Below are 13,790 nucleotides of genomic sequence, written 5' to 3'. Positions count from 1 at the left end.
TGAAGCCCGGGTCTGCGATCATCGGATTGTCCTCAACGAAGGATGCCGCTGGCCGCAGTGCGCAGCGCCTGGGTGATGTGCTGCAGCGTACTTGAGCGCACGGCGGCATGCTGCCAGTACAGCGGCACATCGAGCCAGCGGCGGGGTTCCAGTACCACCACCCGGCCGGCGCGCACGGCGGACGCGACCAGGTTTTCCGGGGCCATGCCCCAGCCGAGTCCGCACGCAGCGGCTTCGACGAAACCGGTGGAGGAGGGCAGGTAGTGTAGCGGCGGCTGCAGGCGGGCGCGGGTCAGCCGTCGCACGAAGCGCCATTGCAGTTCATCTTTGCGGTTGAACACCAGCATCGGTGCGTGCGCCAGGGTTGCGGCCTGCATGCCATCGCTGAAGTACCGGCGGGCGAAGCCGGGCGAAGCAATTGCCTGGTAGCGCATGGCGCCCAGCGGGTGCACGTTGCAGCCCTTCACCGGCCGGCCTTCGGCCGTGACCGCACCCAGCACGCTGCCATCGCGCAGCAGTTGCAGGGTATGGTCCTGGTCGTCCATGCGCAGGTCGAACAGGTAGCCATGGCGCTGGTGGAGGTCGGCGACGGCCGGCACGAACCATGTATCGAGCGAGTCATCGTTGACCGCCAGAGGGATTGGCATGCGTCCGGTGTCGCTGCCGCGTTCGGGCAGCAGCTCGGCCAGGGCCTCGGCTTCCAGGGCCTGCATGGGTCGCACGCGGCGCAGCAGCGCCTCACCGGCGGCGGTAGGCCGGCACGGGGCCTGGCGCACCAGCAGCACTTGGCCGAGCCGGTCTTCCAGTGCCCTGATCCGTTGCGACAGTGCCGACGGGCTGATCGACAGGCGGCGTGCCGCAGCCTCGAAGCTTCCTTCTTCCAGCACGGCTGCGAATGCGGACAGTTGCGGATGTACCAGGTCCACGCCGGCGCCTCTTCAGTTTTTCTGTACAGGATAAAGAAAAACAAGATTGCCTGAAGGTGGCCATCGGCCGCACCCTGCGCATCCTCCTGCTGCCTGGCCCGTTCTTGATGTGGATCACCGCTTTCGCTGCCGGCCTGTTCGCAGGCGCCGGTCTCATCATCGCCATCGGTGCGCAGAACGCCTTCGTGCTGCGCCAGGGCCTTCAGCAGCGGCATGTGGGCAGGGTGGTGCTGGCCTGCGCCGGCGCGGATATCGCGTTGATCCTGGCCGGCGTGGGCGGCATGGGCGCACTGGTGCTGCAGTGGCCGCTGCTGCTGCAGGTGCTGCGCTTCGGTGGCGCGGCGTTCCTGCTCTGGTATGGCGTGCAGGCCGGGCTGCGCGCGTGGCGCGGTGGCAGCGTACTGGCCGCCGCCGAGGCGCAGGCCGGCAGTGCGCGCCAGGTGCTGCTGACCTGCCTGGCCTTCACCCTGCTCAATCCGCACGTCTACCTGGATACCGTGGTGCTGCTGGGCAGCCTGTCCACGCGCTATCCGGGTGACCTGCGCTGGGCCTTCGGCGCCGGGGCGTGCCTGGCCAGCGTGGCCTGGTTCTGCGCGCTGGGCTATGGCGCGCGACTGTTGCAGCCGGTGTTCCGCAGGCCAGGTGCCTGGCGGGTGCTGGATGCCGCCGTGGCGGCCTTCATGTTCTGCCTGGCGACACTGTTGCTGGTGCGCCCGCTCTAGGCCGCGTCCACCGCGCACAGAGGCGCTTCGCCAGGGCGCAGGGTCAGCACGCGCACGCCGTTGCGGGTTACCGCCACCGTGTGCTCGAACTGCGCCGACAGCTTGCCGTCGCGGGTGTAGACCGGCCACTCGTCCGGCTGCTGGCGGATCGCCGGCTTGCCCTGGTTGAGCATCGGTTCGATGGTGAACACCATGCCGTCTTCCAGCACCATGCCAGTGTTGGGATGGCCGTAATGCAGGATCTGTGGTTCCTCGTGCATTTCCTGACCAATGCCGTGCCCGCAGTATTCTTTCACCACGCTGTAGCCGTGGCTGCGCGCGTGGCGGGCGATGGCGTGGCCGATGTCGCCCAGCCGCGCGCCGGGGCGCACCGCGGCGATGCCTTCCCACATCGCCTGGTAGGTGGTCTGTACCAGCCGGCGTGCGGCGTAGTCGACCTCGCCGACCAGGTAGGTGGTACTGGAATCAGCGATGTAGCCGTTCTTTTCCAGGGTGATGTCGAGGTTGACGATCTGGCCGTTGCGCAGCACGTCGGTGGTGCTGGGCACGCCGTGGCAGATGACGTTGTCGATCGAGGTGTTGAGCACGTACGGGAAGCCGTACTGGCCCTTGCTGGCCGGCCGCGCCTGCAGCTCGTCGACGATCATGCGCTCGACGAAGTCGTTGATCTGCATCGTGCTGCGGCCCTGCAGCGGCAACCGGTCGAGCGCGGCGAACACCTGCGCCAGCAGGCGCCCGGATTCGGCCATCAGCGCGATCTCGTGCGGCTGCTTGATCATCGCCATGTCAGGCCCGCCCGGGCGCCAGCGCCTGTACCCCGGCCGCGCGCAGTTCGCTGGCGACGATGTCCTGGAAGCTCAGCGTGGGGTTCATCTCGCACAACATGCCGACCCGGATCCAGAAGTTGGCCTGGGCGTTGATCGAGCGGCTGGAGACGGTGCAGGCACGGCGCAGCTGGTCGTGCAGGGTGTCATCGATGTTGACGATGCCCATGGGCGGTCCTCGAGGAGCGGATATACGAAGCGTATATGTTTCGTATATTCATCTCAAGCCGGCGTCGTTCAGTCCACGTGGGTGGCGAAGCGCAGCCGGTTGCCGTCAGGGTCGCGCAGCAGCATCTCGCGGCTGCCCCACTCGGTGTCGTGCGGCGGCTGTTCGATCGGCACGCCGGCCGCGCTGAAGGCGCGGTACAGGGCGTCGAGATCCTCGACGATGAAGTACACCGCGCCGCCCAGCTCGCAGTCGCCGCTGTGTTCGGTGAGGAAGATCGTCTGGCCATCGCGGGTGAGCTGGGCGAACAGCGGGAAGCCGGGCTCGAAGCGGTGTTCCCAGTCGACCACGAAGCCCAGCCCCTGCACGTAGAACGGCAGGGTGGTGTCGGCGTGGCGCATGCGCAGCTGCGGGATGACGGTCTGGGGCATGGCGGCGGCTCCGAGGTGGGAACCCAGTGTAGAGCCGAGCCATGCTCGGCTGCTGCTCGCGGTCCCCTCAGTGGAGCATGGCTCGACTCTACAGAAGGCGCCAGCCGAGCGTGGGCTCGGCTCTACCGGCTCTGGTAGTTGCCAACCTTGGTTGGCATTGCCGGCCAGCGGTCAGCAGGCCATCGGGACCGAAGCCATCGCGGCCAGCAGTTCGCGGTTCACCTGCTGGTGACGCGCCTGCCAGGCGGGAAGATCGTCGGCGCTGATGTCCGGCTGGCCATCCAGCGACGACAGCCAGCGCTTGAAGCGGCTCTGGTAGTTGGCCAGCGAGACTTCGCCGGTAATGTCACTGCCAACCAGGCCGCCGGCGCGCAGTGCCTCGATCACCACCAGCGCGTCCTCCAGCTGGAAACGGCCCTGGTCCCAGTTGCTGCGCGCGACGTCCTCGGCGAACACGTCCTTGTCGATCGACAGGTAGGTGGGTTGTGGCGACTTGGCCTGTTCGGCAGCGAACGCAGCCACCAGCGCTTCGGGGTGCTCGAAGCGGCGGAACGCATGGCCCATGCCGAGGCGATGGCCCCAGCCCACACCCACGTCCATGCACCAGTAGGTCAGGCGACCGCCCATCAGCGGGCGCCAGTGGTTCTCCCAGGCATGGCAGAGGCCGATGTCGCTGGAGGTGATGCCGAGCACATGGATGTGCGAGATCTGCGGCAGCTTGCTGGCGGCGTTCACCCACGAACCGCAGTGCATGCCGAACGGAAACCGCATGTTGTCCGGATGGTTGTCCAGCACCACCAGCTGGAACGGCGTCTGTGCACGCATGCGACGCAGCAGCGGCAGGCTGAGGTGATGGAAGTCACCACTGCCGAGCATCACTGTGCCGAGCTGGGCCGGCAGCGGCGCAAGCACCTCGGTGCTGAAGCGATCCAGGGTGCCGTTGCTGCAGGCAAATCGCAGCGGGTCGTGCCACTGCGGCAGCGCCAGGGTCTGCGCCTGGGCCAGTGGCAGCACGCCACCGTCCAGGTTGAGGATCAGCGGGGAACGCAACGGCATCGCTCAACCGCCTCCATCAGGTTCGCCCTGCAGATGCGGGGCCAGCCTGCGCAATGCGGCGCGCAGCAGCGGTGAGCGGGCGTGGATCGCGTGCCGGGTGGAGGTGAAGCTGGCCCCCAGCTCGGCCTTGATCCGCGAGTCGGTCCAGCCGGCCACGTAGTGGCTCAGGCTGTGCTGCAGGGCGTACTCGAGGTTGTGCATCCAGCTGACCGCGTACAGGTTGTGCTCGCGCGACTGCGGGTACGCCAGGCCGATGTACTTGTCCACCAGCTTGCCGGCATGCACGTAGCACAGGTTCCAGCCGATCAGCTGGCCCTCGTGGCGGTACAGGAACATCCGGCCCTGCCCCTGGCTGTCGGCCAGCAGGTGCTGCAGGTAGGGCAGGTCGAGCTGGTCGAAGTGCACCGCGCTCTGCGCATACACGCCCAGGTACAGCGCATGCAGTTCGGCCTGCAGCCGTGGGTCGGCCAGGGCCGGATCACCGGTGGCGATGCAGTCGATCTGCAGGTCGTCGCGCGAGCGCAGCTTGCGCCGGATGTTCTTGCGGCGCGAGGACGACAGGCGGCCGAGATAGCCGTCGATCGAATCGAAATCGATCGCCACCCAGGCCAGCGGCATGCCTTCCAGTTCAACGAAGCCGCGTGCCAGCAATGCCTGCAGGAAGGCGGCGCTGTGCGCATTGGCCGCGTCGTCCAGCAGCGGTGAATCGATGGCCAGGTCCTTGACCACCAGCAGCCGGGTATCGCCGATCGCGTGACGCGTCACGTCCTCGGCCAGCGCCTCCGGCGCGACGTGTGCCGGCAGCGGGGTGTACTCGGTGCTGGTGGCACCGACGAAGCGGGTCTTCCAGGTGATCCACGGCCGCCACAGGCGCGACAGCGGCAGGCCGAGCAGCTTGCTGCGCAGCGCGTCGTCCATCGTGGTGGTCAGGTCGAGCGGTGCACGGAAGGTCGGCAGGCCGCTGGGAAGGCGGCCTGCCTCGAATCCGAGCGGCGGGTGGGCCAGGAAGCCCTCCAGCAGCGCGGCCGGTTCCAGCGCGGTGCTGGACGCACGTGACGTCATTTCCATCGGCACGGGAACCGGCAGCGCATCCGGCCTCAGCCCTTGGCCTTGGTCAGCGCCTGGTCGAGCAGGGTGATCGCCAGGTCGATCTCTTCGTAGCTGATGTCCAGCGACGGCGCGAAGGTGATCACGTTCTTGTACCAGCCACCCACGTCGAGCACGAGGCCCATGCGCTTGCCGTCATGCAGCAGGTCGCCGGCCAGGCCGATGTCGACCATGCGGTCCAGCAGTTCCTTGTTCGGCGTGTAGCCGTCGGCCTGGCAGATTTCCGCGCGCAGGGCCAGGCCCAGGCCGTCGACGTCGCCGATTTCCGGGTGACGCTTCTGCAGGCCACGCAGGCCGTCGAGGAAGTACGCGCCCTTTTCCGGCACGGTGCGCTCGTAATCCATTTCCTTGCCCAGCTTCAGCACTTCCAGGCCCAGGCGGGTGCCCAGCGGGTTGGAGTTGAAGGTGGAATGGGTGGAGCCCGGCGGGAATACGGTCGGGTTGATCAGCTCTTCGCGTGCCCACAGGCCCGACAGCGGGTTCAGGCCGTTGGTCAGCGCCTTGCCGAACACCAGCACGTCCGGGGTCACGCCGAAGTGCTCGATCGACCACAGCTTGCCGGTGCGCCAGAAGCCCATCTGGATTTCATCGACCACCATCAGGATGCCGTACTTGTCCAGCACGCGCTTGAGGCCGGTGAAGAAGTTGCGCGGCGGGATGACGTAGCCGCCGGTACCCTGGATCGGCTCGACGTAGAACGCGGCGTACTCGGCCTGGCCGACCTTGGGATCCCACACGCCGTTGTACTCGCTTTCGAACAGGCGCTCGAACTGCCACACGCAGTGGTCGGAGTACTCGTCCGGGGTCATGCCCTTCGGGCGGCGGAAGGGATACGGGAACGGGATGAACATCGCGCGCTCGCCGAAGTGACCGTAGCGGCGGCGGTAGCGGTAGCTGGAGGTGATCGACGAGGCACCCAGGGTACGGCCGTGGTAGCCGCCTTCGAAGGCGAACATCAGGCTCTTTCCGCCGCGCGCGTTGCGCACGATCTTCAGCGAATCCTCGATGGCCTGTGCACCGCCGACGTTGAAGTGCACGCGGCCATCGAGGCCGAACTTCTCGTGCATGTCCACGGCAATGGTCTTGGCCAGCTGCACGCGGGTCGGGTGCAGGTACTGGCTGGCGACCTGCGGCAGGGTGTCGATCTGGTCCTTCAGCGCGTCGTTCAGGCGCTTGTTGCTGTAGCCGAAGTTGCAGGCCGAGTACCACATCTGCAGGTCGAGGTAGGGCACGCCCGCACCGTCGAACATATAGCTGCCTTCGCCACGCTGGAAGATCTTCGGCGGGTCGACGTAGTGGACGGTGTCGCCGAAGGAGCTGTAGCGGGCTTCGTCGGCCAGCAGCTGCGCATCGGAGGCAGCGGCGTCGGCGTTCTTGTCAAAAATGTTCATGCAGTTCGGTTCCGTGAAGGACGTTCGAAAGGGGGCAACGGGGGAGCGTGGCTGGAAGGGAGTGCTCAGGCGGTGGCCAGCAGCAGGGGCAGTACGTCGGGCTGCGGGCTGGCGTCGATGCGACGTGGCTGCAGCAGGCTGCCATCGAGCAGGCGCGGCAACAGCGCGATTGCATCGTGGAAGGTGTCGATGGCGGCATGCTCGATGCCGGCATTCGTGCAATGGGTGATCAGGCGGCGCTTGGCGAACACGAAGTCGGCTTCTTCGGACACGCAGAAATCCGAGCTGCCGTCGCCGATCATCAGCACGCGCGGTGCTTCGTTGGCACGTGCCTGCGCGGCGCAGGTGCACTTGCAGGTGCCGCTGCGGCAGCCCTCGGCCTGGTAGGGTGATTCCAGTTCCCAGTGGTCTTCGCACCAGCGCAGGTGGTTGGCCACCACCGGCAGCCGCGACAGGCCATGGTTGGCGAGGATGCGGTGGATCGCATAGTCCAGGCCGTCGCTGACGATGCGCAGCGGCAGGCCCAGCTGCTCGGCGCGGGCGACGAAGGCGACGAAGCCCGGGTCGATCTGCACCTGGTCCAGGTGCGCATCAAGCGTGGCCGGGTCCAGCTTCAGCAGCCGCACCTGGCCCTGCATGCATTCGCGCGAACCGATCTTTCCGGCCTTCCACTGGTCTTCCAGCGCCTGCCAGCCCGGCTGGCCGTACTTCTCCAGCAGCGAGTCGATGACATCTTCGAGGCTGATGGTGCCGTCGAAGTCACACAGGATGCTCCAGTGCATGGGCAGGTCCGTCGATGAAAGAAGCGACCGGCACGATGCCGGGGCAGACTCAATGTAGGCAGGCCGCCTTTCTCGTTCCTTTCCTGTTGAAAGGCTTCATCGACGGACTGGGAAAACGTTCAGGAAGGTGCATGGATGAATGCGCGGAGCGCAGGCCACGCATGCACGTGCGGGTCAGGCGCGGGCCAGGACCTGCAGTATTTCGGACGTCTCTTCACGGGTCTGCCAGGCGCTGTTGCCAAGGGTCAGCATGCGTGCGGCGAAGTCGCGTGCGTTGGGCACTTCGGCGGCCGGCACGATGCCGCGCAGGTACGCGTAGTCGGGCAGGGCATGGATGAACATGCGGCTGGCGCCGAGTCCGCGTGGCCACAGGTCTTCCAGTACGGCATCGCGGGCCCGCTGGCTGGGCAGCAGCAGCATCAGCATCGGCCAGGTTCCGCCGGTACCGGCCAGCCCATCGACCACTTCCACCGCCGGCAGCTGTGCCAGCTGCACGCGCAGTTGCAATGCACGCAGGCGACCTGCCTGCAGGAATGCAGGCAACCGCCGCGCGGCATGGGCTCCGATGTTCTGCCGCCACTGGCTGACCCGGTGCTGCGGAATCTCCAGCGGGAAAATGTCACCGACCGCTTCTTCCAGGTCGCCACGCTGCAGCGCACTGCGCAGTGGATTTCCATACACCATCGATAGGAGCGATGGCCGATAGCAGGCGGCCAGGCCGAGCAGCTGCACGCTGCGCAGCAGTTCCCAGCGCAGGCTGGAATGCACCTGTTCGGCGGCATGTGCGGCCAGCGCGGCACGCAGCTCGTCATCGCGGCTGACCAGCAGGCCGCCTTCGTGCAGGCTCAGGCCCTTGCCGGCGGCCATGCTGAAGAATCCGATATCACCGCGCAAGCCGACACTGGTGTTGCCGACGCGTGCACCGAGCGCCTGCGCGGCATCTTCGATCACCCACGCGCCAGCGCCGCGTGCAACCTCGCAGGCCAGCTCGACATCGGCGATGCGCCCGCCCAGGTGGGTGGGCAGGATCGCCAGCGTGCGTGCATCGGCCAGGCGGCTGAGCTGGCCAGGATCGAAATCGAAGTGGCCGGGGCGGGTGTCGCACAGCTGCACGCGCAGGCCCAGGCTGTGAACCGCGATCGGCACCAGCGGGCAGGTATAGGCCGGCAGGATCACGGTGTCGCGCTTGGGTGCGCGCTTGCGCAGCGTGCGCAGGGCGATCAGCAGCGCGTGCGTGCCGGAACAGGTCAACTGCAGCGGCGGTGTGCCGAGCTGGCTGGCCAGGATCGCGCGAAGGTCGCCACCGCCGGGGAGGAAGTCGCTGGCCTGCATGGGCAGGCCGGCGGTGGGCGGCAGCTCGCGCGCGAACAGGCTCATCGCAACGCGCTCATGCGGTACTTTCGGCAGGGCTATGCGGATCGTCCGCTTCGGCGCGCCCCAGGCAGACGATGCCGGCCACGATCAGGACCGCACCGACCAGGTGATGCAGGGTCAGCGGTTCGTTCAACAGCCAGGCCGACAGCAGCAGCACGCTGATCACTTCCAGGTGCGATGCGGCAAATGCAGGGCCGATCGGCGCATGCCGCAGCAGGCTCATCCAGGTGAAGAACGCACCCACGTAGCCGAGGATGGCGCCGTATACCCACGGCTGCGACAGCACGCGCAGCAGCCATGCCGTGTTGGCCTCGACCGGCAGCGCGGCATCGCCGGCGTACTTGAAGCACAGCTGGGCCAGCGTATCGAAGGCCATCAGCAGCGGGAAGCCGATCACATACAGGCGCCTCATGAGCCCGCTCCCACCACGGCCACGCCGGCGGTGACCAGCAGCATGCCGGTCACCCGCAGCGGGGTGAGCTTCTCGCGGAACAGGAAGCGGCCGGCGATCATCAGCGCGACGATGTTGATCGAGCCCAGCAGCACGCCCTTGGACAGCGGCACCAGCGACAGGAAGGCGATCCAGGCGACGAACTCAAGCACGTAGCAGGCGATGCCGATCCACAGCCACGGGCGGCTGAGCATGTGTTTCCAGCGCTGCAGGCCTTCGCCGTCCTGCGGGTCGCTGGCGGCGGCCTTGAAGGCAAGCTGGCCACCGGTATCGAGCACCACGTTGGCCAGCCACAGCAGCGTGGCAAGTGCCCCCATCTCAGGCCACCGCCTTGAGCACACCCGTACGCTCACCGATCTCGGTGAAGAAGCGGGCGCTGCGGCGGATCACGTCGCGGCGTTCGCGGTCGATGGTGATCATGTGGTAGCTGTCTTCCAGTACCACCAGCTCCTTCGGGCCGCTGACCCGCGACATCACCAGCTCGGCGTTGCCCATGCTGGCCACGTCGTCCTCGCGGGCGTGCATCACCAGGCACGGCGCGGTGACCTGGTGCAGGTGGCGGCGGGTCCAGTGGCTCAGCGCACGCATTTCGGCCAGTGCGTGCCAGGGGTTGCCCGGCAGGCCAGCGGCGGCGCTGTCGCCGGACAGCATGGCGGCGCTGACCTGCGCACGCAGGCGCTCGTCACGCAGGCCGTACGGCGGTTCTTCCATGAACATGCGGTCGCGGCCGATGTTGAAGCGCTTGAACCACGGCAGCAGGAACGAGAAGCGGGCCACGGCGGGAATGTTCCAACCGTCGTAGCGGAACGTGGCGCCGTATACGCCCACGCCGGACACCCATTCCGGGCGACGTGCCGCCAACGCCAGCGAAAGTACCGCGCCCATCGACAGGCCACCGACGAACAGCTGGTCAACCTTGCCGCGCAGGCTGGCCGCCGCATCTTCCACGCCCTGGTACCACTGTTCCCAGGTGGTCGCCAGCAGGTCATCCACGGTGCCGCAATGGCCGGGCAGCTGCACGCCGTGCACGGTGAAACCGGCGTTGTTCAACCCCTTGCCCAGCATGCGCATTTCCGCCGGGGTGCCGGTCAGGCCGTGGACCAGCAGCACGCCCTGCGGGCCACCGGGGAGGAAGAAGTCGTGCGATTCGGTCACCTGGCGGCTCCGGGACGGCAGTGGGGATGGCAGGATCGCAAGCGCGATTTTCACCAGCCTTTCAGCGCCCCTGGCCGGGTCAGGGGGCCTTCAGCAGCGGCAGCGTGATGGCGACCTTGAGCCCGCCACCCGGGCGGTTGAGGAAGCTCAGGCGACCGCCGAAGTGCTCCACCGCCTCGTGCGCGATGGCCAGGCCCAGCCCGGTGCCGCTGGCAGTGGTGCCAGGGGCGCGGAAGAAGCGCTCGCCGAGGCGCGGCATCACGTCTTCCGGGACGCCTGGGCCGTTGTCTTCCACATAGAGTTCGACATCATTGTCGTCCAGTGCGTGCACGCCGACTGTGACGGTGGCTTCACGGCCCGCATAGCGCAGGGCGTTGTCGATCAGGTTGTCCATTGCTTCCTGCAGCATGGCACCGTTGCCCAGCACGCGCAGCGGCTGGGGGCTGCCGCGGTATCCGAGATCGATGCCATCACGGATCGCTTCCGGGACCCGCATGCCGACCCACTGCGGTATCAGTTCGCACAGGTCGAGTGCTTCCACGGTATCCGGCACGGTCTGGGCTCGGCTCAGCGCCAGCAGCTGGGTGCTGACCCGCGCGGTGCGCTGGTTGAGCCGGCGGATGTGCTGCAGTGCCTCGCGCACCGTGTCCGGGTCGCCGTGCGCCAGCGCCTGGTCCACGTGCAGGGCCATTCCGGCCAACGGCGAGCGCAGCTGGTGTGCAGCGTCGGCGATGAAGCGGTTCTGCAGGGTGATCATTTCCGCCTGGCGCGCGAACAGATCGTCGATGGTGCTGATCAGCGGCTGGATCTCTTCCGGCACGTCGGCATCGGAAATCGGCGCCAGCTCGCCGCGGCGCTGCGCCAGCCGGGTCCTCAGCGGGGTCAGGATGCGCAGGCCGTAGGTCACGCCGAACCAGACCAGCGCGGCGGTGCCCAGCGCCAGCATGGTCATCAGCGGAATGATGATCATCAGGATCTCGCGTGCGCGCTGGCGTCGGTCGGCCATGCTCTCGGCCACGGTCACTGCCAGCTGGTCCTGCGGATCATTCATCGCCTGCGTGCAGACAGTGGCCATGCGTACCTGCTGGCCGTTGAGGTGACCGTCGTACAGGGCCGGATGCACGCCGGTGCAGTCCTGCGAAGGGGCGTACGGGCTGAAGTCTGCATTGCCGCTGAGCGTACCCTTGCGGCTGCTGTCGACGTTGAAATAACGATGGCCGTCGGGGTCGTACTCGATCAGGAAGCGCGCCTGTGGTGACAGGTCGCTGGTCACCGGCATGGTGCTCAGCATCTGCGCGAACGAGTGGGTGTCGTCGATCAGGTTGCGGTCGTGGATGCGGTTGGAATAGTCCAGCGCAACGTAATAGGCCAGGATCGTGTTGAAGGTGAGCAGGCCCAGCATCGGCAGCGCCAGGAAGGCGAGCAGGCGCCGGCGCAGGCTGGGCGGTCCACTGATCACGGGGTGCTGTCGTCCTGCGCGTCTTCCAGCATGTAGCCCAGCCCGCGCACGGTGCGTATGCCCATCCCGCCGGGTTGCAGCTTGCGGCGCAGGCGGTGCAGGGCGATGTCCAGGCCGTTGTCGGTCAGGTCCTGGCCCCAGTCGCACAACGCTTCCACCAGCTGCGCGCGCGATACGATGCGCTCGGCGCGTACCGCCAGCGCTGACAGCAGGCCGAATTCGCGCGCGGTCAGTTCCAGCGACTGGTCGTCGATCCACACCCGGTGCCCGGCCAGGTCCAGGCGCAGGCGGCCGATGCGCAGGTCCGGGTTGCCATTGCTGGTGACCCGGCGCAGCTGGGCACGCACGCGTGCTTCGAATTCGTCCAGCGCGAACGGCTTGACCAGGTAGTCGTCGGCACCCAGGTCGAGCACGCGCACGCGTTCGGCCAGGCCGTCGCGGGCGGTCACCACCAGCACAGCCAGGCCATCACCGCGCTGGCGAAGGCGCTGCAGCACGTCGCGGCCATCCAGCTGCGGCAGGCCCAGGTCCAGCACCAGCAGTGCGTACTGGGTCGAGCCCAGGGCAGCGTCGGCGTGCGCGCCATTGTCGACGTGGTCGACCACGTGCCCCTGCCGGCGCAGCGAGGCGCACAGGCCGGAGGCGATGTCCGGGTCGTCTTCAGCAATCAGAACGCGCATGCGCGGGGCTCCTGTAACGGTCAGGCCCACCGGATGGACGGGGTGGGCCTCTCGGCTGCCGAGGGTAGCCGCAAACCGGGTGAAGGTGGAACGCGGCGGCGGCGCCGTACGCCGTCGCGCTGTCCGTCCATTCAGTCCTGAAGGCCGGGCTCGCCCTGCGCCAGCGGCACCCGCGAACCGTCCAGCAGGCCACGGCTGAGTTTGCCATCTTCGATGAACAGCAGTTCGCCGTTCTCGCCGTTCTTGATGCTGCTGTCGATCGCGATCACGCGGTCGCCATGGAAGCTGCTGACGTGCGGCATCGAGGTGTGGCCGACCACGATGCGCGAGAGCTTCAGGCGGTCGAGCACGTTCTGCACCCCTGCGGTGTCGAGGCGGCCATCGAAGTAGCCGCGGTACCAGATCGGGCTGGTCTTGCCGTCATACAGCGGAGCGGTGGCCGGATCGGCTTTCACTTCGGCCTTGGGCAGGCCCAGCGAGGCCTGGTAAGCCGCGTTGGTGCGTGCCGGGTCCAGCGCCAGCTCGACGGCTTCGGGCGAGATGCCGCCATGCAGGAACAGGGTGTCACCGATCTTCAGCAGTACCGGGCGGGTACGCAGCCACTGGCCGATCACCGAGTCGGGACCGTACAGCTGCGGGTAGCTGCGACCAAGCAGCTGGGCGCTGCGCAGGTACTTCGGGTTGACGTAGCGCAGGTCGTCGTACAGCACCATGGTTTCGTGGTTGCCGAGCACGAAGTGCACCGCGCCACCGGCCGCAGCTGCCTGCTGCTGCAGGCCGTACAGCAGCCAGAATGCCTCGGTCACCTGCGGGCCGCGGTCGAAGACGTCGCCGGCGATGACCAGGGTGTCCTTGCCCAGCGCCCAGCGGTCCTGTGCGTCGATGACCCGGTTGGCGCGCAGCAGGCGCACCAGCAGCCCATATTGGCCGTGGATGTCGGACAGCGCGACGATGCGAGGGACCGCCGGCAGTATGGAGACCGAGGCGGCATTGGGTGCGTCTACGTGCACGGTATGCTCATAGCCGCAGCGTGCTGCGATATCGGTCCCCGCCTTGCTGATGGGCAGGGTGCGCGACTCGACCTTGTCCGCACAGATCCACTTCGCCTGCAGTTGCTCGCCCTTGCGGAACACATACGGTCCATCGGCCTGTACATGGTCGGCCGGTGCGGCGACCTCGCGGGCCTGCGTGGTTCCGGCCGCGCAGGCCAGCAGTGGCGCCAGCAGGGCGGTCAGCAGGGAAGGGTGATAGCGCGACATCGGCGGC

The 13,790-nt window shown here is 67.5% G+C and carries 16 protein-coding genes; 1 reads left to right on the top strand and 15 read right to left on the bottom strand.

Annotated features, from left to right (window positions below):
- Nucleotides 1-32: 32 nt before the first annotated feature.
- Nucleotides 33-926 (bottom strand): LysR family transcriptional regulator ArgP, encoded by an 894-nt coding sequence (locus tag V3B41_RS03750; RefSeq protein WP_100443647.1) that lies wholly within the window; start codon nt 924-926, stop codon nt 33-35.
- A 107-nt stretch (nt 927-1,033) separates the two neighbouring features.
- On the opposite strand from V3B41_RS03750, the gene V3B41_RS03745 reads away from it, so the two are divergent.
- Nucleotides 1,034-1,648: a LysE/ArgO family amino acid transporter gene (locus V3B41_RS03745; protein WP_049429603.1), complete on the top strand. Its 615-nt coding sequence runs from the start codon at nt 1,034-1,036 to the stop codon at nt 1,646-1,648.
- On the opposite strand, the gene map is transcribed toward V3B41_RS03745, so the two are convergent.
- The 14 genes from map to V3B41_RS03675 form a co-directional block, all read right to left on the bottom strand.
- Nucleotides 1,645-2,427 carry a type I methionyl aminopeptidase gene (gene map / locus V3B41_RS03740; protein ID WP_049429604.1) on the bottom strand — a complete coding sequence of 261 codons (783 nt, stop codon included), beginning with the start codon at nt 2,425-2,427 and terminating at the stop codon, nt 1,645-1,647. The two genes, V3B41_RS03745 and map, sit on opposite strands and share 4 nt — an antisense overlap.
- A gap of 7 nt (nt 2,428-2,434) precedes the next feature.
- Entirely contained in the window at nt 2,435-2,641 is a 207-nt protein-coding gene (locus tag V3B41_RS03735; RefSeq protein WP_049429582.1) for a ParD-like family protein, read from the bottom strand.
- Between the two features lie 68 nt (nt 2,642-2,709).
- Nucleotides 2,710-3,069, bottom strand: a complete 360-nt coding sequence (locus V3B41_RS03730) for a VOC family protein (RefSeq protein ID WP_049429583.1) — start codon at nt 3,067-3,069, stop codon at nt 2,710-2,712.
- A 171-nt stretch (nt 3,070-3,240) separates the two neighbouring features.
- Complete coding sequence (locus V3B41_RS03725; RefSeq protein WP_049429584.1) at nt 3,241-4,125, bottom strand: hypothetical protein; 885 nt, start codon at nt 4,123-4,125, stop codon at nt 3,241-3,243.
- Nucleotides 4,126-4,128: 3 nt separating this feature from the next.
- A complete protein-coding gene (locus V3B41_RS03720) occupies nt 4,129-5,193 on the bottom strand; it encodes a GNAT family N-acetyltransferase (protein WP_049429585.1) in 1,065 nt (354 codons plus the stop codon).
- 29 nt (nt 5,194-5,222) lie between these two features.
- Entirely contained in the window at nt 5,223-6,623 is a 1,401-nt protein-coding gene (locus V3B41_RS03715) for an aminotransferase class III-fold pyridoxal phosphate-dependent enzyme (RefSeq protein ID WP_005408663.1), read from the bottom strand.
- A gap of 65 nt (nt 6,624-6,688) precedes the next feature.
- Nucleotides 6,689-7,405 (bottom strand): MtnX-like HAD-IB family phosphatase, encoded by a 717-nt coding sequence (locus V3B41_RS03710; RefSeq protein WP_049429586.1) that lies wholly within the window; start codon nt 7,403-7,405, stop codon nt 6,689-6,691.
- Nucleotides 7,406-7,579: 174 nt separating this feature from the next.
- Entirely contained in the window at nt 7,580-8,782 is a 1,203-nt protein-coding gene (locus V3B41_RS03705) for a DegT/DnrJ/EryC1/StrS family aminotransferase (RefSeq protein ID WP_049429587.1), read from the bottom strand.
- A 10-nt stretch (nt 8,783-8,792) separates the two neighbouring features.
- Entirely contained in the window at nt 8,793-9,191 is a 399-nt protein-coding gene (locus tag V3B41_RS03700) for a DMT family transporter (RefSeq protein WP_049429588.1), read from the bottom strand.
- Nucleotides 9,188-9,547 carry an EamA family transporter gene (locus V3B41_RS03695; RefSeq protein WP_006425769.1) on the bottom strand — a complete coding sequence of 120 codons (360 nt, stop codon included), beginning with the start codon at nt 9,545-9,547 and terminating at the stop codon, nt 9,188-9,190. Before V3B41_RS03695 ends, V3B41_RS03700 begins: the two co-directional genes overlap by 4 nt.
- 1 nt (nt 9,548) lies before the next feature.
- Nucleotides 9,549-10,385: an alpha/beta fold hydrolase gene (locus V3B41_RS03690; protein ID WP_049429589.1), complete on the bottom strand. Its 837-nt coding sequence runs from the start codon at nt 10,383-10,385 to the stop codon at nt 9,549-9,551.
- 79 nt (nt 10,386-10,464) lie between these two features.
- The gene (locus V3B41_RS03685; RefSeq protein WP_049429590.1) at nt 10,465-11,844 is read right to left on the bottom strand and encodes an ATP-binding protein; all 1,380 of its coding nucleotides are present in this window, start codon (nt 11,842-11,844) and stop codon (nt 10,465-10,467) included.
- On the bottom strand, nt 11,841-12,524 hold the full coding sequence (locus V3B41_RS03680; protein WP_088025290.1) for a response regulator: 684 nt from the start codon (nt 12,522-12,524) through the stop codon (nt 11,841-11,843). The genes V3B41_RS03685 and V3B41_RS03680 overlap by 4 nt, the downstream gene beginning before the upstream one ends.
- A gap of 131 nt (nt 12,525-12,655) precedes the next feature.
- A complete protein-coding gene (locus V3B41_RS03675) occupies nt 12,656-13,783 on the bottom strand; it encodes a metallophosphoesterase (RefSeq protein WP_197619963.1) in 1,128 nt (375 codons plus the stop codon).
- Nucleotides 13,784-13,790 lie beyond the last annotated feature (7 nt).

The sequence above is a fragment of the Stenotrophomonas sp. SMYL89 genome (assembly GCF_036319985.1).
Lineage (GTDB): Bacteria > Pseudomonadota > Gammaproteobacteria > Xanthomonadales > Xanthomonadaceae > Stenotrophomonas > Stenotrophomonas maltophilia_Q.
The sequence above is the reverse complement of the archived record's forward strand: the minus strand, read 5'-3'. Positions and strand labels throughout refer to the sequence as shown.